This is a genomic window from Deinococcus yavapaiensis KR-236, from assembly GCF_003217515.1.
GTDB lineage: Bacteria > Deinococcota > Deinococci > Deinococcales > Deinococcaceae > Deinococcus_A > Deinococcus_A yavapaiensis.
In genome coordinates this window covers 19534-38630 of record NZ_QJSX01000006.1, presented here as the reverse complement: position 1 = coordinate 38630, position 19097 = coordinate 19534, and the positions used below count along the sequence as shown (strand labels likewise).

The following is a 19097-nucleotide window of genomic DNA, read 5'->3' as shown; positions in this document are numbered from 1 at the left end:
AAGGCGAGTGTCGCCTTCCCCCTTCTGTGCTTCGGCAGGCATGCCCGCCGGTGGTGCTCGATCACTTGCGGCGTTTGACTTCGCGCATGCTCTCCTGGTGCGTCTCCCGGGATTGTTCGAGTTCGCCACGCAGCATTTCTTGCAGCCAGCGCTGACGAGCGTAGCCCGCCTCGGTTCCTTGACCTTCGGTGTACAGATGTGTCGAAGGTGCTCCACGGCCAAGCGAATGACTTGCCCTTCGCTGAGCTCTCGTGGGCCTTCGTCTCGCAAGTCCCCGGTGAGCAGGCGACGAGACAGTTCCAAGCGAAGCTCCTCGAGGTGAGCGACGAGCATATCGGACGCTTTGAAGACTTTTCGGTTGGTCATCGCGTGACGTTTGGCAGTCGGTTTGGGCATGAGGGTCCTTTCCGAGGCGGTCGGACTTGCCGAACGGCGTGATGATGGCTCGACGGCGAGCGCCCATGGTGTGGGGCGCTGTCGGCCTTCAGCCTCCGGTCGAGCCACTTCACTGGTCCTCACGGTCGCCAAAAGCGTTCGGCGAGCGAGGACACCAAATAGTGTCCTCGCTCGCCCACGTTTGTTTTGAAAGGAACCGCCAGGGAGGGGATGTCCCTCCACCGTCAGCTTACGACATCCTGCGAGCGACCGAAGGGTTGTGCGTAGGGACGAAGCGTGAGATTTCCGATCGGCAATGGTCAGGCGTCGTTTGCCCCTAGGTGACGCTTTGAACTACTGTCGACCGATCTTTGATGCTCAAGACCAGCGCTCAGCGCACTTTGGAGCTTGCGCGGTCGCGACCTTCCGACGCGTTTGGCGATGGCATCGTTCGGGGCTCGCGTGTTGCGACCGCCCATCGCCGGTCAGCGCGGTGTGGTACCGCGGGCATTTGTGGGAAAGCTGTGAGGCGCTGTGCTCTATGGTGAGTTCATCATGGCGAAGTGGTCTGGCAAAGTGTTCTTCCCGACGGCCAGTCAAGCGAACCGGGCGCTCGCCTATGGCATTTACCCGCGGGCGTCGTGGCACACCGACATGTCGAGGCCACCTGACGGCAAACCTCGCGAGAATCCTCAGTTGCGTCGCTTGGATGGCGTGTTCCTCGCGCTCGATTACGGCTTGTACCGCTTGAGCGACGAGCGCCTCCGCGCGTTGGAAGCCGAACTTCGCGACACCTCCGAGCGCAACGTGAAACGCCTCGTGCCGTTGCGTCCGAGCGAGGTGATCGACGCGTTGCAGCGGGTACGTGACGAACGACGCCGCCGGCGAGCGCCTTCGAACGGCGAACGTCACCTCAGCCGCCTCCCCTCGGCGTTGAAGCCGGGGGGAACGTGGACGCCGCGGGACGCGGCGGCGTTGACGACGCGCTGGGCAGCCTTCGCGCGGGAATTCGAGGAGGAACGTTGAACGTTCGGGAAGTGCGGGGACGCTCGTGATTCGTTTGCGTGACGTCACCGTGTCCGTGCCGCGCCCCCTGCCCGTGCTGATGTTGGTGGACGTGAGCGGTTCGATGGCGGAAGACGGCAAGCTGAGCGCGTTGAACATCGCCATGCGCGACATGCTGCGCGCCTTCGCCGAGGACGACGAGGCCACCGCCGAGATTCACGTCGCCATCATCGCGTTCGGTGGACGAACGGCGCGCGTGCACGTGCCGTTGCAACCGGCGCGCACCGTGACGTTCGAGGCGCTCACCGCGACCGGGCACACGCCGCTCGGCGCGGCCTTGGAGCTCGTGACGCGCATCGTCGACGACGCGGAGTTGATTCCGAGTCGCGCGTACCGACCGACGATCGTGCTGGTGTCCGATGGCGTGCCGACGGACGCGTGGGAGGAGCCGCTCGCGCGTCTGCTCGCGTCGCCTCGCGCGTCGAAAGCGACGCGCTTGGCGTTGGCGGTGGGGGATGACGCGGAACTCGACGTGCTCGAACGATTCGCGGGCGCTGAGTACGTGCGGCGCGCGCACGAAGCGCGGCAGTTGCGTCGATTCTTCAGCTTCGTGACGATGAGCGTGACGGTGCGTTCGCGTTCGTCCACGCCGAATCAACTCGAGCCGCTGCCGGACTTGGGGGTGGACGATGGCTTCGACGACCTCTTGGAGTGACGAAACGATCGCCGTGTTCGGCGCGAGCGTGACCGGCCCGGGGCATCGTCGTGCCGGCGAGCTCAACCAAGACGCGTGGCGCAGCGGTCGCGCGCACGGCGCGCGGTGGGTGGCGGTGTGCGACGGGATGGGTTCGCGCGTGCACGCTCGGCACGGTGCGCGCGCCGCGACACGCGCGGCGCGCGACGCCGTCAAGCAGTGGGCGCGCGTTCCGGACGCGTCGAGCGCGCTGCTCGTGCGCCTCGTGGAAGTGCTGTGGCGACTGAACGTCGCGCCTCACCCACCTGACGCGTGCGCGACGACGTGCTTGATCGGCGTGGTGCAACCGCACGGGCGTGTCACGGTCGCCGCGCTCGGCGACGGCCTCGTGGCGTACCGGGATGCCGACGGTGACGACGGGCGAGACGGGCGAGACGGGCGAGACGGGCGAGACGGGCGAGGCGCGCGCTTCTCGAACGAGACGCTCGCGTTGGGATGCGCGCATCACATGAACGACTGGTTCACGCGTTCGTGGACGCCCAGCGGGTCGTTCACGCTCGTGCTCGCCACGGACGGCATCAGCGACGACGTGCCGCCGGAACGCGTCGGGGTGTTCCTGGATTGGGCGGGCGGTTTGGCGAGCGTCGCACCACGCGCGCGTGGTGCGAGCGTCCGGCGCGCGTTGCACACGTGGCCCACGCCCGGTCACATCGACGACAAAACCCTCGCGATTTTGCAAGGAGCCTTCGCGTGAAACGCACTGTGAAAGTCAAGGATGAAGCGGGCCGGGAGTACGTGCTCGCGCGTGAACTCGGCGCGGGCGGTCAAGGCCGCGTGTTCGCCGCTCAAGATGGACGGCACGCCGTCAAAGTGCTCACGCTTCCATCGGCGCAGGAAGCGGAACGCTGGGCGTTTCGCCTCAACGACGTGCGTCGCTTGCCGCTCGAAGCGCTCAACGTGACGCGTCCGGTCGCGTTGCTCGCGCGGCCGCACGTCGGGTACGTGATGCCGCTCGTGCACGGCGCGACGCCCCTCGCCGACTTGGCGCACGCGCCGCGTGACGTGCCGTCGCCGCTGCAGTGGTACATCGACACGGGCGGGTTGAAGCGGCGCTTGTCGGTGTTGGCGCGCACCGCGCGCGTCTTGTCGCAGTTGCACGCCAAAGGCATCGTGTACGGCGATCCGTCCCCGTCGAACGTCTTGTTCGTGGAGGACGTCGGCGTGCAGCTGATCGACGTGGACAACTTGTCGTACGAAGGGCGCGCCGGCGAACGACGCATTCTCACCCCGCGGTTCGCCGCGCCGGAGTTGTACTTGGAGCGTGGCGGGGTGAACACCCTCACGGACGCCTTCGCGTTCGCGGCGATGGCGTTTCAGACGTTGACTCTCACGCACCCGCTTTTGGGGGACGCCGTGAACGCCGGAAGTCCCGACGAGGAGGAAGCGGCATTGCGGGGCGAGTGGCCGTGGGTGGACGACCCGGAGGACGCGCGCAACCGCGCGTCGACCGGCTTGGCGCGCGAAGCGGTGCTCACGCCGCGCTTGCGGCGCTTGTGCCAAGAAGCGTTCGGGGTGGGGTTGCGGAACGCGACGCGACGTCCGGGCGTCGCGTCTTGGGAAGATGCGCTGCGAGAAGCGCTGGGCGCGTTGACGCAGTGCCCGCAGTGCGCGGGGCATCACGCCTTCTCGCTGGACGTCTGCCCGTGGTGCGACACGCCCCGCCCGGCGGTGGCGTTGGCGCACACGCACGTGGTCGACCCGGCGAGTCAACGGCTGGCCGATCGCTTCTCGTTGCCGGTTCCGTCGCGCGTGCTGAGCACCACGGTGCTGCACCGTGACGCGTGGGTGCCGATCACGACGCGTCACTTGACGGGCGCGCCCGTCGACGAGCCGCACTTGGAAGTGCAGTTCGACGGGGCGCGTTTGAGCGTGCGCAGCGCCAACGGTGAGACGTACGTGCTGCGGCACCGTGAGCGAGGCGAGGAAGCGCAGGTGGCCGCGCGAGGCAAGCGCGTGCCACTCAAAGGCGGGCGAAGCGCGTGGGAGTTGCATCTCGGCGCGCTCGAAGGCATGCACCGCGCGTTGTCATTCGAGGTGCTGGAGGCGACGCATGCAAGCCAATGACGTGCAGTTCGGGGCGGTGACGCTCGTGCAACTTCGCTTGCTAAACGCGGACGTGCCGTTCGCGGTGCCGCGCGGAACGGAAGTTCGTTTGCAGTTCAACGACACCCTCGACGAAGTCATCTTGCGCGCGAAGGACGCGCAGTGGCTGGTACGAGGCGAGACCGACGTGGAGCACGCGCGGGTGCGCGCGTTGTTGTCACAAGGCATGCCGAACGTGCTGTGGGTGGCGCGCGTGCAAGGCGCGTCGATCGCCGTGCAAGCGCATCAATTTCCCGTCGGGTACTTCATGCACGACGCGGAAGTGATCGGCATCGACGAAGCGATCGTGGATGACCTTCGCGCGCACGAGCAAGAGCGGACGTCCGTGGAGTACGTCGTGCAGATGCTCGCGCAGGCCGTCACGTTGCCACCGGTGGAAGCGGGGCGACCACCGCGGTTTTTGCTGGCCGGCACGCCGAACAAGCGGCCGGATCAACAGCAAGCGTTTCGGTTGCTGGGACACCGTTGGAATTTGGATGTCGTGCGGACCGACGACGCGTTGCACGTCGCGCACGTCACGCGCAGCGCGCGCCGAAACGACGAGTTGAAGCGCCCGGTCGTGCTCGTCGAAGCGCCGTGGACGTTTCGAGACGAAACGCTGGCGGGACGCGAACGCGGGCAGTTGCAAGCGGCGCTCGCGGCGCGCTTGCAAGATACCCGCAGTTACTTGCGGGTGTGGGAAGAGTACCAGCGCTTGGAGCATGAACGCGGCGTGGAGCGTGCTCGGCGCATGGGCGCGTTGCCGTTCGACGAACGGCCGCTCTTCACCAACGGGTGTTGGCGTTTCACGCTCGTGGCGTCCCCCGAGGCCTTCGCGTTCATGCGACAGCAAGCGGACTTGACGCTCGAAGCGTCCGCGACGCTGCCGCCCGAGTTGAGCGTCGCCGCGTCCGAGTCGTCGAGCGCTCGGACGCGAACGTTCATCGGGGAGTACGTGCAGTGTGACGAGCGTCGTTCGACGGTCGACGTGCGTCCGTTGCGTACCGCCGACTTGGATCACGCGCCGCCGGAACGTGGCGTGTTATTCGTGAGTCTCACCGGGGATCGTTTGCAGTTCGAGCGACGCGACCGCGCGCGTCGCGCCGTGATCGCCGCCGAGACGCCCATGCCGCAACTCGGCCCGCTCCTTGAGGGGTTGGACGTGCCGCGGCGCGCGTTGCCACGCATGGAAGCCTTGCCGCCGAGATCGCCGGCCCGCGAGGTGTTCGGCGGTGAACCCACGCAGCGGCAAACGGACGCGGTGGACGTCGCGATCAACACGCCGGACATCGCGTTGATTCAAGGACCGCCGGGCACCGGGAAAACTCGGGTGATCGCCGCCATTCAAGCGCGCCTCGCCGAGTTGACGGCCGATCCGGGCCGCGTGGCCGCGCAAACGTTGCTGACGAGCACGCAGCACATCGCCGTGGAGAACGCCGCGTCGGCCACGGTGGTGTTCGGGTTGCCCGCCGTGAAAATCGGGCGGAACCGACGGCAAGTGATCGACGCGGTGACGAGCGGCGCGGAACGCTGGCGGCAAGACATGGTCGCGCAAGTTCGCGCGCGCCTCGCGGACTTCCCCGAGCGTCCTTTGGAAGTGCGGTACAAACGCGCGCGTGACTTGGTGTTGCGGTTCACGGGCGCGCCCAACGCGCGCGATTCGGTGGCGGACGTCATTGACGAGGTGTTGACGCTCGGGGAGCACGCCTTGCGGGCGGAAACGAAAGATCGCTTGCGGGACTTGAAAGCAGTGCGTCCTTCCGGCGAGCCGCACGAGGACGTCACGTTGGCACTGCGTGCCGTGCGAGCGTTGCGAACCGAACGCGAAGCGTTCTTGGACGATGGCCCGGCCAGCGCGCGCAAGGCGCTGCGCCGGTTGAACGACGCGCCGTTGACGGCGGACGAGCGGACGTTGCTCGAAGACGCCGGGGTGTGGTCGAGCGAGGAAGCCCCGCCGTTCTTGGAGGCGCTCGCGCACCTCAAGCAAGCGTTGTTGACGCGCTTGCAGCCGGACACCTTGCCGGGCGCGCCGGTGCAAGTGCCGCCCGAAGTGACGCACGCGTTGACGAGCGCGCTGCGCGACTTGCAGCGCGCGTTGCGTGACGACCGCGCGGGGAGCGGTCAAACGCGCAGCGACGTCGCCGGGGTGCTGTACGACTTTCTCGACGCGTTGGAGAACGACCCGAGGGGCGTGCACGACGCTGTGCGTGATTACAGCGCGGTGCTCGCCGCGACGTGTCAGCAATCCGATTCGTTCGCGGTGCGGGAATTCAAGACGAAGACCGGGCACGCCGTGCGGGCGTTCGACAACGTCGTCGTGGACGAAGCGGCGCGCGTGAACCCGTTGGATTTGCTGATTCCGATGGCGCAAGCCGAGCGGCGCATCATCCTCGTGGGCGACCACCGGCAGTTACCGCACTTGCTCGAACCGGACATCGAACGGCAGTTGCAAGCGTCGGTGGGCGACGAGTATCAAGACGCGCTGCACCAAAGTTTGTTCGAGCGTTTGTTTCAAGACTTGCAGGCGCGCGAACGGCGTGACGGCATCAAACGCGTCGTCACGCTCGACAAGCAGTACCGCATGCATCCGCTGCTCGGGCAGTTCGTGAGTGACAACTTCTACCCGGCGGGCGAAGCGTTCGCGAGCGGTCGGTCCGCGTCGGACTTCGCGCATGACTTGCCCGGGTACGACGGTCGGCCAGCCGCGTGGGTGGACGTGCCGTTCGAGCGGGGCGCGGAACGCGGCGGGCGCAGCAAATCCCGCGTGGCCGAAGCGCGTTGGATCGCCGCGGAAGCGAAGCGGGTGCTGGACGCACGACCGGACTTCAGCGTCGGCGTCATCACCTTCTACGCCGATCAAGTGCGTGAGTTGCTACGCGCGTTGCAAGACGTCGATCTCGTCGAGCAAGGCGAAGACGGACAGCTTCGCATTCACGGCGCGTACCGTGAAACGTACGATCGGCAAGGACGCACCAAGGAACGGCTGCGGGTCGGCACGGTCGACGCGTTTCAAGGCATGGAGTTCGACGTCGTCTTCTTGTCCGTGACGCGCAGCAACACCTTGCCGAGTTCGACCGCGTTGGAAGAGCGACGCAAGTACGGGCACCTCACATTGCCGAACCGCTTGTGCGTCGCCATGAGTCGTCAGCAACGCTTGTTGATCGTCGTCGGGGACACCGGCATGCTGCCGCCGCCGGACGCACCTTCGGCCGTTCGGGCGCTTTCGAACTTCCACCGCTTGTGCAAAGGACGTCATGGTCGCCTCGTTTCCGCGTGAAGCCCCCATTCTCCGTTACCGCTTGTACGACCATAGAATTCCCGTGGCGCGTCGCCGCGATTTGCTGTGGCCGGTGTGGGCGTACCGCGTGGTGGCCCCGCGGCCTCGCTCGCGACGCTGGAATTTCTTGCAGCGGGCTGTGACGGGCTTGCTGCTGCGCGGATACCACGACGACGTGGCGATCGCGGATTTGCTGCATTTGCATCCGGATTTGGTGCGCGTCGTGCGTCGTCAGCTCGTCGACAACGGCACGACCTTCGAAGACGGCCTCGTCAAACCAGACGCGGCGCGTCGCTTGCGCGACGAAACGTTCGATCTCGCCCAGAACCTCGACGATTTCATCACCGGGTACGTCTTTCAAGATCCGTTCAGCGGACTGCTGCTGCCACGCCTCGCGAGCACCATCGAAACGCCGGACGTGACGTTCGACGATCGAGGCTTCCCGGTGTTGCTTTTTAACAACCGTTCGCATCGACCGTTCGTGGAGTTGCCGACCGGTGCGCCGCCGGCCACGCCGACGCCACGCGACGTGCTCGACGCGGTCACGCGTTTCGAACGCGCGCGACACGGTAGCAGCGAAGCGTTCGAGGACGACGACCGCCCGGCGAACGTGGCGCGCCGCGTCGACCGCGTCAACTTCATCGAGGACCGTCCGCACTTGATGTTCGTCAGCACGTACCTGTACTTCGAGGAAGGCGACCAGGATTGGAACGTGTGCGATCCGTTCGGCTTGCGAACCAGTCCGCTCACCACGGTCGTGAAGCGGCGCTCGCGCGACTCGAAAAACCTCGCGGCGTTCGTGGAGCGGCTGCACGAACGCGTCACGCCCGAAGGAGAAGCGTCGTACGCGAGCGTGCTCGATCGAGTGCAAGCCGACGCGGAACGCGAAGTGGAACGGCACTTCGGGCAGCGCGCGCAAGAGCACCCGTTGTACCAATGGTTGCTGGAGTGCGAACTCGCGCATCAAGAGCTTCGCTCGGCGAGCGACAAGCACGCGGAGCGCAAAGCCAACGAGGCTCTCAAAGCGACCCGCAAGCTCATCGAGGGGGTGTTGGCGGTGGTGCGGGACGCGCATGCCACGGCGGGTGTCGAGCAGCACTTGATCGAGCATGACCGCACGTACAACGCGCGTCGTCTCGACGCGATGGCTCAGAGCCTCGGGTTCGTCACGCCGCTGCCCGAGCGGCTTTCGAGCGTGAAGGTCAGCGACGTGTACGCCATGGCCAACCGCGCTTGGACGGGCAAGTTGCGTCCGTTACTCGTCGCCACCTTGATCGCCGCGTACCGCGACGCGCGGCACCCGTTGCGCGCCGTGGCGACGCGCGACCCGACCTTCTTGCACGACTTGGAGTCGGCCATTCACTGGGGGGGTGGCGCGGCGCACGTGCCGAACGCGGACGACGCGCCGCTTCCGCCCGCGGTGACGGTCGCGCCGAACGCGCGGGACGTCGCTTACCGGGCACTTTCGGCCTTGTGTTTCACGGACCCTTCCGCTTTACGCTCGTTCGGCGCGACGGCTTCCCCCGCGGTGGGCGTCGTGGATGAACCTCTCGACGACGGCATCGACGATCTCGACGCTTGAAGGAACTGCCCATGGGAAAAAAGAACAAGCACCGCGCTCACCACTCGAATCGACCGCACGTGTCCTCTCCCGCGTCGCCGCCCGCCTCGCCGCCCACGCCCGTCGGCACGCCCACGTTCGGCGTGTCGTCGGCGTTTCAGCAGTCGCTGCAGCAAATCTCGGCGCTACACGTCCAAGCGCACGACAGCAGCAGCGTCGCCGAACGCGCCGAGGCGTTGCCGCCCACGACGCCACCACCGACGGACGTGCAGCAAGCGTTGCGGAAAGCGCAAGAAGCCGCCGAGTTGTACCACGCGAAAGCCCGTACCGCCGACCGGAAAGCCGAAGAGGCCGACAAGCGCAGCGCCGCCGCCGCGAAAAGCGGCGAGGAGCTCAAGCAGGAACGCGCCTCTCTCGACGCGTTGCGCGCGCACGTGCGGCAAGGCGAGCGCACGCTCGACGAGCGTGAACGCGCGATCGACGAACGCGACGTCGGGCTGCTCGAACGTGACGAGCGTTTGATGCAGCGGGAAGCCGAAGCGGAAACGGGTTTCTTGAAGCGTCGCGAAGCGATCCTCGCGCCGCTGCGCGAAGAAGTCGCGCGACTCACCAAAGAAGCGCGCGACGCGCAAACCGAGCTGCTCAAGCAGCATCAAGCGCATCAGCAAGAGTTGCGCTCGGTGCGCGAAGGACACGCCGCGAAGCTGCACGAGCAAGAACGCGAGCACGAAGAGCGCTTGACGGCGGCGCGCGCCACCGTCCGGAAGGAACTGGAGGAACTCGAAGAGAAGAAGCGCCGCTTGGAGCGGCTGCAGCAACGCCTGCACGAAGAACAGCAAGATCTCGCCGAGGAACGCGAGTACGTCAACGAACGCGCGCGGCAACGCGTCGCCGGGGATTTGGAGCGCTTGGAAGGTGAAATTCACTCGCTGCACGACCGCTTGAACGCGGCGCGGCGCGAACGTGAACGACTCGAACGGCAATTGGACGAACGCAACACCGCCTTGGAGCAGTTCGGTGATCGCTCGCCCGAGGAGTTGCTGCAAGAACTGCGGGCGTTGAAACGCGAACGCGACAAGCTGCGCGATCAAGTGTCGCAACGTCCCAGCGCGGACGCGACCGCGCGGCTGCGCGCCTTGGAAGCCGAGCGCGACGCGTGGGACGCGACGCGCGTGCAGCAACTGCAGGAAATCAACGAGCTCAAGCAACGCTTGCACCGCGCGGGCATCGCCGTGACTGAACTCGAAAGTCTCCGTGACCGCAAGGATGCCCTCGACACGCAAGTGACGTTGCTGCAAACGGCGTTGCGCGAACTCAAAGCCGACGTCGACAAGCACATCACCAGCACGGACGGCAAAAGCGTCTTCCCCGCGTGCACCAGCATGGACGAGAACCTCGCCTTGCACGCCGAACCAGACTTGGATGTGGACGCGCCGGACCTGGCGGCGTTCGTGCGAGAAGTGCAAACGCGCATCGCCGCCGACCGGGACATGCCGCGCCAGTACGGCTTGCGGACCTTGCGCAGCTTCCTCGGCGGGCTCGCCATGAGCAAGTTGCACTTGCTGCAAGGCATCAGCGGGACCGGCAAGACCAGCTTGCCGCTCGCGTTCGCCCGCGCGATCGGCGGCGAGCGCGCCGTGACGGAAGTGCAGTCCGGTTGGCGTGACAAAGCCGACTTGATCGGGCACTTCAACGCGTTCGAGCGTCGTTTTTACGAATCGGAGTTTCTGCAAGCGTTGTACCGCGCGCATCTGCCTCGGTACCGCGACGTGCCGTTCATCATCGTGCTCGACGAGATGAACTTGTCGCATCCCGAGCAGTACTTCGCGAGCATCCTCTCGGCGTTGGAGAATCCGGAACGCAAGCAGTTGCCGTTGATGGAAGCGAGCGTCGAACCGGCCCCGGCGCACTTACGGGACGCGCGCATTCTTGACTTGCCGGACAACGTGTGGTTCGTCGGGACCGCCAACCACGACGAAACCACGAAGGATTTCGCCGACAAGACGTACGACCGCGCGCACGTCATGGAGTTGCCTCGTCACTTCGAGGACGTGCCGGCCCGCACCCTCCCGCCTCGTTTGCCGTTGGCGTACAGCGCGCTCAGCGCGTCGTTCGAAGCGGCGGTCGAACGGCACGGTGCGGCGGCGGACGTGGCGTACAACTACTTGCAAAGCACCTTGGGTACCTTGCTGCACGAACGCTTCGACCTCAATTGGGGCAACCGCTTGCAAACGCAGATGGCGCGGTACGTGCCAGTGGTGATCGCCGCGGGCGGCAGTTTGGGTGAAGCGACCGATCACGTGCTCGCGACGAAAGTGCTGCGCAAGATTCACAACAAGTTCGACGTGCGCCCCGAGGACTTGATCGACTTGCAGCGCACGCTGGACGCCACGTGGTCCAAGCTCGACGCTCGCACGTCGCCGGAGCAGTCGCGCGCCACCGTCGCGCGCGCCTTGCAACGCTTGGGCGTGCTGCCCACCGTGCCCGCATGACCTTCCTCGCTTACGACCGCCTCACGGGCCGCGTGACGCCCTTGCCGGACCGGGTGCTGCGCGGGCAGTGGCTCACGACGCCCGAGAGCGGCCTCCTCAACGGGTTGCGAGTCGACGCCGGCACGTTCGTCACGCCGGACGCGCGCGGTCAAGCGAGCGTGCACGCCGGCGAGGACCAACGGTTCATCGGTTTTCCCAGCGCGCACGCCGAAGGGCCCGCGCTCGAACTGGGCTCGCTCGCCGACGACTTGGCGGCCCTGGAGAACTTGTCGGGTACGTGGGCCGATTGGAAGGCGACGTCGCCCATCGACCGGGACGTCGCGGAGGCGCTCGACCGCTTTCCGTTGGAAGAAGCGATGCTGCGTCACTTGATGCACTTGGAGGTGGTGTGCCGACTGCCGCGCACGCACTTGGAAGTACGGCAAGAACGCGTGGACGTCAGTCGTGCGCGGCAAATTCCTTCGCAGGCCGTGACGTACTTGGCGTCTCACACGGAAGATTGGGAAGCGCGAACGCTCAGGGCCGTTCGGCCGCGGCGGGTCATCGCCAACGTGCGCGACGACTTGTACGACATCTACGAGAATCGGGTGGCGGCGCGTTTGGTGGATCACTTGCTGCGTTACGTGCGTCGACGCATTCAGAAGGTCCGTCGGTTGCTGGAAACGTTCGCGGTCGCCGAAACGAACGAGCACGAGCCGCCGTCGGGCATGCACTGGCGGCAGCGTCGCATCTACGCGTTGTGGGGAGACGCGCTCGACGCGACCGAAGGGCAAGTGCGGGCCGCGGAACGCTTGCAAGAGCTCGAACGCCTCGCGCGGCAATTGCAGCAACTTCAGCACAGCGACTTGTACGGTCGCATCCCGGCGCGTGTCGCGGTGCCGGCTACGCTGCGCATCACGAACATCCTCGGCAACGATCCTCATTACCGGCGGGTGGCGCAGTTGTGGCAAGCGTGGTATCGCTACGCGCACACGCGCGCGCCCGCGCCTCAAGAGCAATTGAACGTGGAGCAACGTGCGTGCCACGAATTCGACCGCTTCGCGCTGCTGCTCACCGTGCGCGCCTTGGAGCAGTTCGGGTACGCGCCCGACGCGCCCGCCGTGCTGCGCCGAGGCGAGCGGTTCACGCTGCGCGGCCCGGATGGAACCGTGACCTTCGCTTGGAACGTGGACGGAACGCTCACGCTGTCGCAAAACGGGCAGGACGTGCTGCGCGTCGTGCCCGTCAGCAGCCCACTCGCCGAGCTGACCGACGCCGAGCGTGGCTGGGCGTTCGAAGACTTGTGCACGGCGACGCGAGGGGTCGAGACGCACACGGCGGTCGTGTACATCAGTGGCGTCAGCGAGTACGGCGACGCGCGAAGCTGCTCGGTCGCCGGTGATGTGGGCGCGCTGCACGCTCGCCTGTCGGTGCTGCCCGCGTCGCCCCTCGACCTTGAGAGCGTCGAGCGTTTGGCGCGCGCCGTGCGGGTGGCGCTCACCGCGCCGCGCTTTCTCGCGTACCCACCGCGCGTGACCGTCCCGGAATTCATGCGCACGTACACCCTGCCCGCACCGTTCGAGAACGATGACACCGCGTGCAGCTGGGCGCTGACCGCGCCGCTGCCCGCTCACGAGCTTTCCAAGGTCGCCGAGGAGGCACGCGACCAGTTGGTGCGGGAACGAGCGGCGGCCCTCGCCGCTCGGCAGCGGTTGCAGGCCGAGCGGCACAGCATACGGAAAACGGATCGGCGCTTGGAGGACGTGGACTCGAAGCTCGACGAGTTCGAGCAGTTCACGCGGTCGGTACGAGCGGCGAACGCGTCGCTCGAACAGCTCCGGGTCTGCCCGGTGTGCACGCAGCGAGACGCGGCGTTCGAAGCGTGGGGGGCAGGACGCTTTCAATGCCGCTGCGACAATTGCGGTACATCGTGGAGCGTTCGGCACTGCCCGTCGGCACGTCATCGTCAGGCGCTGCTGCTGCCCAGCGTGCGTGACACGACCGGCGTCCGCGAGGAGGTAGGGTGGGCCGATCGACTGTTCGGGCGGGATGTACTCGCTCTTCCCGATGCGTCCGACTTGACGATGGTGTCGCACCATCAGTGCGCGTGCCCTTCGTCAGCGTGACGCGCGAAGGGCACGCATGATCGAGCTCCGCGTGACGTCGAACGCCTCAAGCTTGTTCGCTTGGGGCGTTCGACGTCGGTAGGATGTCCGCGGGCGCGTGGCAAAACGAACTCTGCTTGGCGGTAGAGGCTTGAGATTTGACCTTCCGAGAACTTCAATATGATCTGCCGTCGAACTTCTACTTATTTTGCGAATATGCAACGCCCAAAGTAAGTCTTTCCATTTGCCATGACGGCGAGGCTGAACCAACCTCCGCCTACCTTGTTGCCGTCGGACAAGGAAACGAAGCCGTAAATCTTGTCGAAATTCCCCGTGTAGATTTCACCGTTCGTCTTGCTTCTGAAGTCAAGCGCGAGGCGCTCGAAGTTTTTGATGGGCGTCTCTTTTTTGGTCGCTCCGACAGCGACCATCCAGTTACGGTACTCACTCGCATAAACGGGTGACTCCTCGTCAAGAATTTGTCGGCACGGCTTGAGTCCTCCGATCCCGATTGTCATGCCGTCCTTGTCGTTTTTACCGAGTTCCTTGGACAGCCAGATGTTGTATTGATTGAACGGGGATTGAGTTACACGAACGAAGTTCTTGTCGTTGACCATCGTCTGAGCGTATGTTTCAGCACCTCCTGCAAGCACCAGGGCGAGTAGAACTGACAATCGTCTCATTTTGACCTCCGGCTCGACTCTAGCCGAAAGTTTTTTCTCGACCACGGCAAATGAGCGGGGCGGCCTTGCTGCGCGATCATCTCGGTCGTCTTGCCAGGGCACATGCTCCTGGTAAAACCATGATCTGATGCATTGCACCTTGCCGGTTATCGATGTGAGGCGCTCGACGTTAGTGCCTGGCATAGACATGCAGTCTCAGCCTCTTGTCTTTGACGGCCGGCGGCGCTGTTTGTTTCATTGGCGTGCCGATCGGCGCGGTCGGTGAGCTTCGACGGGCAAATGCGCCCAAATGTTTTCACATTTCGATTACTTTGTTTTCATGACGACAATGCCCGTGCAGTCAGCGCCTGAACCGTCCTCACCCGCTCGGCCCAACTACTGGGTCGGCTTCGTCCTGAATTGGTTTCTGCCAGGCTGCGGCTTCACGTACATCAATCGAGTCGGATGGCATTTCGGCTGGATGGGCATCTTTTTCGGCATCTCCATGGTCGCCGGCCTTCTCAGCGCCCTGCTGCCCGTCTTGGGCATCCTCGGTGGGCTGCTGAGCATCGCGGCCTTCGTCGCGATGCACGTCCACTACCGCAACACCTACGCCTATGAGTTCGCGCCCGGCACCATCCTCTCCCCGGTCAGTAACGGCTTGAAGTGGGGCCTCATCGTCGCGCACGGGATCCTCGGCTTCCTGATTCCGCTGTCCATTGTCGCCGCCGTCCTCATTCCCAATTTACTCGGAGCGCGCGCCACCGCGCAAAAATACGCCAATCAAGCGTACGCACAAAACGTCTATAAAGCAGTGGCGGCCGCGGCCGCCACGGACGAGGAAACGTCCAGCGATTGCTTGCGCGGTATGGGCTCCTACCAAGTTGAACCGACGAGCGAGGCCATGTCGTGCGTCGCAGACTTCAGCGACCCCTCCAATCCCACGATTCAAGTGGCCTTCCGCAACGGACAAGAAATCCAGTTGCCGTGACGACCAAGCGTCTGTAGACCTTCGGCGAACGCCAGGGGATCCCCTGGCGTTCGCCGAAGGTCTACCACTTGACGACTCCACCTTGACGCTGACAGCTTCCGCTGAGTGCGAAAAGACTGTTTGCTCCTCGTGAATGCCGTTGCTGAACGCACGCCCGTCGATGCATGGACGCCGATTCTCCACGCGGCACCAGTGAGAGTCGCGAAGGCACACGTCTTCTCAAGCCGAGGATCGAAGAAGTGCGTTCCTTCGGAGAAGCCCGAGAGCGGCACTTTTGGACCCGAAGCTCCTCAGGTCTATGAGCTTCACCGGTCCTTGCAAGGAGCCAGTCATGTCGATGAAGAAGTTGATTCAACAAGCAGAACGAGCCGATCGAGAACGAGCAAGAGAGCGGCAGCGAGCGCAAACTGCTTCTGAGCAACGCGCGCGGGACGTCGTTGATCCCAGCAAGGTCGAAGATCCCTCCCGGCCTTCCAAGTGGAGAACTTACAAGCAGTGCCTCGCGGCGTGTGCCATCGGTTGGCTGCTCGTCCTCGTAAATTCCTTGATGGTCGCCAATCTCAAGGCTACGGCCTCCTTGCTCAGCATCGGCGGCTTCATGCTGATCCTTTCCCCGGTGTTGATTCTGCTTTCCTGGTCCTTCTGGAGAGGCAGGTATGAACTCAGAACGTCCCACCTCGTGTTCGGGATGGCTTGGGGAGCCGTGTTCAACAGTTTTTACATGCTTGTCTTCCTGCACGCGACCTCCAAGAAATCCGATCCTGTGGCTGCGGCCGCTCTCTTCGCAGGTGGCATCTTGGTGAGTATTATCATGCGGCTCTTCAAGAAATAGACGCGATGTTTGCTGATGGTCGGTCGCAGTGAACATCGATTATTGACGACGGTGGAAGTTAGGCGGGCGCATGCTGGAAGAACGCCGGCACGAGGTTTTTGCGGCGCACGGCGGCGCACGACCGCGAAGCCCTGCGTCCACCGCCGCTTGAGATCCCGCAGGTCCTTCGCCACGAAGTTGCCCAGCACGTGTCGCTTGACGTACGCCCACAGCAACTCCACGGGGTTCAGCTCTGGGGCGTACGGCGGCAAGTACACCACCCGAAGACGAGGCTGCGCCGCCACGAATGCTTGCACCACCTTCGCTCGGTGAATGCCCGCACGGTCCAAGATCACGGTGATCGGCCCTGGCACGAAGAACAGCAGATGCTCCAAGAACGCCACCACGTGCACCGCTCGAATCGCGTGTGGGTACGTGTTCTGAAATACCCGTCCGTTCGACGTGATCGCTCCGATGATGGACAGGCTGTGCCATCTGAGGTGCGTCTTGATGATCGGCGTCTTGCCCCTCGGGGCCCACGTGCGTCCCACGGTGGTCTTGAGGCTGCTCCCCGTCTCATCAATGAAGACGAGCGTGCCACCCTCAGCGGCGACTTTTTTTGATCTCGAGCAGCGTTTCTTTTGCGAAGGTCTCGATCTGCTCGTCGTTGCGTTCGATCGCCCGCTTGGTCGGCTTCTGCGGCGATAAGCCCAACGTGCGCATCTTCGGTCGAAGGCCGTCGACATGGTACTTGACGCCGAACAGGCGTTCCACGACGACGCATACGCGCTTCATCGTCCACTGCTCGGTCGGGAAGCCGTGATGCGCGCAGCCCAAGGCGAGCGCGTCGAGCAGTTGTTGTTCTTGCTCGGGGGTGAGGCGAGGGGGTCGGCCGCTGGACACGGTGCGCTTGAGAGCGTCGGGACCGCCGTGGTTGAACTTCATGGACCACTTCTCGACGGTGTGACGGTGCACGCCGAGTTCGGCAGCGATTTCAGGTAGGGGGCGTCGGGCTTCGAGCATGGGAACGGCAGCCAGACGGCGTTCTTCCAGTTGCGGGCGGGTCAAGCGTCGAGGGCGCCACATCGCCTCTCTAACTTACACCGAAGTCAATAGCAGCGAATTCGTGAAACTCACCAGCGATTCCTTGTGAACTGACGCCGGCAGACATCGTCGGGAAGTGAGACACGGAGATACCTCCGCTCAGTCGGCCGACACATCAGCGTCATGGATCACATACACGATGGTATGTCGCACTGGAAAGGTGCCAGCCAAAAACAAACTTCGGGGACGACCAGGCTCTGGTTGTCTGCATCCCGTGATCAGCAAGGGGAAAGTCACCGCGTGGCGCGGCCTCGCTTCGTACATCGACTCGGACACGGGTCGGAAGCACCGTAAGTCCGTCACGCGGAAGACCAAGATCGAAGCGCGCCGTGCGCTACGCGCCCTCATCGCGTCCCTCCCGAAAGCGCAGCGTGTTTCCCGTCGAAAAGCCCGCCAAGATAGCTTGCCAGCGGCGAGCGATTCGGCGAGCACCTTGGCGTTTCTGCATCGCTGGTTGGCGTTCAAGGCCCGGGAGGTACGGCCGACATCGCTACGATCGTACACGGGAACGTTGCTGCACCTTGTTCCACACCTCGGGCACGTGCCTTTGACGGACCTCACGGCGTTGCACGTGGAGGACGCCGTGAGCGCCCTTCTCGCGAGCGGGAAGTCGATGAAGACGGTCGCGTCGGCACTGCACACGTTGCGCATGGCGTTGCGGCAAGGCGTGCGGTGGGGCGCGCTCGAGCGCAACGTCGCCGAGCAAGTGCGGCGCTTACGAACGCCTGCTGCGCGGCTCAAGGTCTGGACGCCATGGGAAGCACGCGCTTTCTTGGACGCCGCGCAAGGCCATCGGTTGTATCCGTTGTTCGCGCTGGCCCTCAGTACGGGCATGCGCAAAGGCGAGTTGCTCGGCGTGCGGTGGAGCGACGTGAACTTCGAGCGGGCCGAACTCGTCGTGCGAGGGCAACTCGTGCGTGGTGTGAGCGGCGCGTGGGAGCTCGGCGAGCCGAAGACGCCTGCAAGTCGCCGAACCCTGCCGCTCGCCGCGGACATGCTCGAAATTTTGCGCGCGCACGAACGCGAGGAGCGCGCATGGCACGGTACGCACACGGCGGACGCTTTCGTCTTTCGCCGTTCGAGCGGCGCGTTCATGGACGCGTCGAACGTGTCACGCGTCTTCCGCATGTTGACGCGGCGAGCGGGCGTGCCGCGCTTGCGTTTCCATGATCTTCGGCATACGGCGGCCAGCTTGATGATTCGCCGTGGGGTGAGTGCGAAACTCGTCTCGGATCGGCTCGGGCACGCGGACGTCGCGTTCACGCTGCGGGTGTACACGCATTTGTACGACGATCAGCGTCGTGACGCCGCGTTGAGCTTCGATCAATTGTTGGCGGCGGATCGAGATCGCGCGGCGTTCGACGCGAACCCGAACTTGCTGCGCCAGTTGGAGGAGTTGTTGCATGCCCTGCGAAGTGGCTCGTCGAGTTGAGCGCGTTGCGGCGCGACGGCGTCGCGTTGTCAGACAGGGTGAGGCAGGCGGTCGCGAGCAGGTGACACGGCTTGTTTCACAAGGATTCTTGTGGCGTGGCATCAGCCCGACAGTGGTGCTCGCCGATTTCGCGTACGCACCCCAGGTGCAAGCCGTTGGCGTGCTCGGGGTCGTGAACTGCGGCGTGCATCTCACCAAGTACGCGATGGTCGTAGGCATTTGTTGCGCTCGCGCTTGCTGGTACGCTCGCGTCGCTCTTTGTTCGCGCGGCATGATGGTCGCTTTGTCGAGGGCTGCGTTCATGCGGCCCGGACGAAGCTTGGTTCGTCGTATCAATGGACTGCCTGCAGCAGGTTGTCGCGCTGTTTTTGATAGTCAGGGCAGCGTTTTTGAGAGTCGCACCTTGATGGGCAAATGTTGAGGTGAGCGTGAGGATTTCCACATAAGCTGAAAAGGCGCAAACAATT

13 protein-coding genes and 1 pseudogene are annotated in these 19097 nt (G+C 64.6%); 11 read left to right on the top strand and 3 right to left on the bottom strand.

Annotated elements, in window-relative coordinates; all coding sequences use genetic code 11:
- Positions 1–930 precede the first annotated feature (930 nt).
- From DES52_RS08925 to DES52_RS08890, 8 genes are read left to right on the top strand one after another with little or no spacing between them, the layout of a single operon-like run.
- Positions 931–1401, top strand: a complete 471-nt coding sequence (locus DES52_RS08925; RefSeq protein WP_110886472.1) for a hypothetical protein — start codon at positions 931–933, stop codon at positions 1399–1401.
- Positions 1402–1426: 25 nt separating this feature from the next.
- Positions 1427–2095 carry a vWA domain-containing protein gene (locus DES52_RS08920; protein ID WP_110886471.1) on the top strand — a complete coding sequence of 223 codons (669 nt, stop codon included), beginning with the start codon at positions 1427–1429 and terminating at the stop codon, positions 2093–2095.
- The gene (locus DES52_RS08915) at positions 2070–2828 is read left to right on the top strand and encodes a protein phosphatase 2C domain-containing protein (protein ID WP_110886470.1); all 759 of its coding nucleotides are present in this window, start codon (positions 2070–2072) and stop codon (positions 2826–2828) included. The genes DES52_RS08920 and DES52_RS08915 overlap by 26 nt, the downstream gene beginning before the upstream one ends.
- On the top strand, positions 2825–4198 hold the full coding sequence (locus DES52_RS08910; protein WP_170130968.1) for a hypothetical protein: 1374 nt from the start codon (positions 2825–2827) through the stop codon (positions 4196–4198). Before DES52_RS08915 ends, DES52_RS08910 begins: the two co-directional genes overlap by 4 nt.
- Positions 4185–7493 (top strand): DEAD/DEAH box helicase, encoded by a 3309-nt coding sequence (locus DES52_RS08905; RefSeq protein WP_110886468.1) that lies wholly within the window; start codon positions 4185–4187, stop codon positions 7491–7493. The genes DES52_RS08910 and DES52_RS08905 overlap by 14 nt, the downstream gene beginning before the upstream one ends.
- A complete protein-coding gene (locus DES52_RS08900; RefSeq protein ID WP_110886467.1) occupies positions 7471–9075 on the top strand; it encodes a hypothetical protein in 1605 nt (534 codons plus the stop codon). Before DES52_RS08905 ends, DES52_RS08900 begins: the two co-directional genes overlap by 23 nt.
- Positions 9076–9086: 11 nt before the next feature.
- The gene (locus DES52_RS08895; protein WP_110886466.1) at positions 9087–11546 is read left to right on the top strand and encodes an AAA family ATPase; all 2460 of its coding nucleotides are present in this window, start codon (positions 9087–9089) and stop codon (positions 11544–11546) included.
- On the top strand, positions 11543–13651 hold the full coding sequence (locus DES52_RS08890) for a hypothetical protein (protein WP_110886465.1): 2109 nt from the start codon (positions 11543–11545) through the stop codon (positions 13649–13651). The genes DES52_RS08895 and DES52_RS08890 overlap by 4 nt, the downstream gene beginning before the upstream one ends.
- A gap of 182 nt (positions 13652–13833) precedes the next feature.
- Here the strand turns inward: DES52_RS08890 and DES52_RS08885 are convergent, their stop codons facing one another.
- A complete protein-coding gene (locus DES52_RS08885) occupies positions 13834–14415 on the bottom strand; it encodes a hypothetical protein (protein ID WP_146237231.1) in 582 nt (193 codons plus the stop codon).
- 217 nt (positions 14416–14632) lie between these two features.
- On the opposite strand from DES52_RS08885, the gene DES52_RS08880 reads away from it, so the two are divergent.
- On the top strand, positions 14633–15283 hold the full coding sequence (locus tag DES52_RS08880) for a hypothetical protein (RefSeq protein WP_146237230.1): 651 nt from the start codon (positions 14633–14635) through the stop codon (positions 15281–15283).
- A gap of 331 nt (positions 15284–15614) precedes the next feature.
- Complete coding sequence (locus DES52_RS08875; RefSeq protein WP_110886462.1) at positions 15615–16115, top strand: hypothetical protein; 501 nt, start codon at positions 15615–15617, stop codon at positions 16113–16115.
- Here DES52_RS08875 and DES52_RS23700 read toward each other — a convergent pair.
- Both DES52_RS23700 and DES52_RS23415 read right to left on the bottom strand, forming a co-directional pair.
- Entirely contained in the window at positions 16001–16840 is an 840-nt protein-coding gene (locus tag DES52_RS23700; protein ID WP_211317889.1) for an IS630 family transposase, read from the bottom strand. The genes DES52_RS08875 and DES52_RS23700 overlap by 115 nt on opposite strands.
- Positions 16740–17180, bottom strand: a pseudogene (locus DES52_RS23415) (winged helix-turn-helix domain-containing protein); the annotation flags it as partial. The gene DES52_RS23700 and the pseudogene DES52_RS23415, both read right to left, overlap by 101 nt.
- Positions 17181–17412: 232 nt before the next feature.
- On the opposite strand from DES52_RS23415, the gene DES52_RS08865 reads away from it, so the two are divergent.
- Positions 17413–18630, top strand: a complete 1218-nt coding sequence (locus DES52_RS08865; protein WP_170130966.1) for a tyrosine-type recombinase/integrase — start codon at positions 17413–17415, stop codon at positions 18628–18630.
- Positions 18631–19097 lie beyond the last annotated feature (467 nt).

Coding starts and splice junctions, on each gene's coding strand:
- DES52_RS08925 (WP_110886472.1), top strand. CDS start 931: ATGGCGAAGTGGTCTGGCAAAGTGTTCTTCCCGACGGCCAGTCAAGCG.
- DES52_RS08915 (WP_110886470.1), top strand. CDS start 2,070: ATGGCTTCGACGACCTCTTGGAGTGACGAAACGATCGCCGTGTTCGGC.
- DES52_RS08905 (WP_110886468.1), top strand. CDS start 4,185: ATGCAAGCCAATGACGTGCAGTTCGGGGCGGTGACGCTCGTGCAACTT.
- DES52_RS08900 (WP_110886467.1), top strand. CDS start 7,471: ATGGTCGCCTCGTTTCCGCGTGAAGCCCCCATTCTCCGTTACCGCTTG.
- DES52_RS08895 (WP_110886466.1), top strand. CDS start 9,087: ATGGGAAAAAAGAACAAGCACCGCGCTCACCACTCGAATCGACCGCAC.
- DES52_RS08890 (WP_110886465.1), top strand. CDS start 11,543: ATGACCTTCCTCGCTTACGACCGCCTCACGGGCCGCGTGACGCCCTTG.
- DES52_RS08880 (WP_146237230.1), top strand. CDS start 14,633: ATGACGACAATGCCCGTGCAGTCAGCGCCTGAACCGTCCTCACCCGCT.
- DES52_RS08875 (WP_110886462.1), top strand. CDS start 15,615: ATGTCGATGAAGAAGTTGATTCAACAAGCAGAACGAGCCGATCGAGAA.
- DES52_RS23700 (WP_211317889.1), bottom strand. CDS start 16,840: ATGTCGACGGCCTTCGACCGAAGATGCGCACGTTGGGCTTATCGCCGC.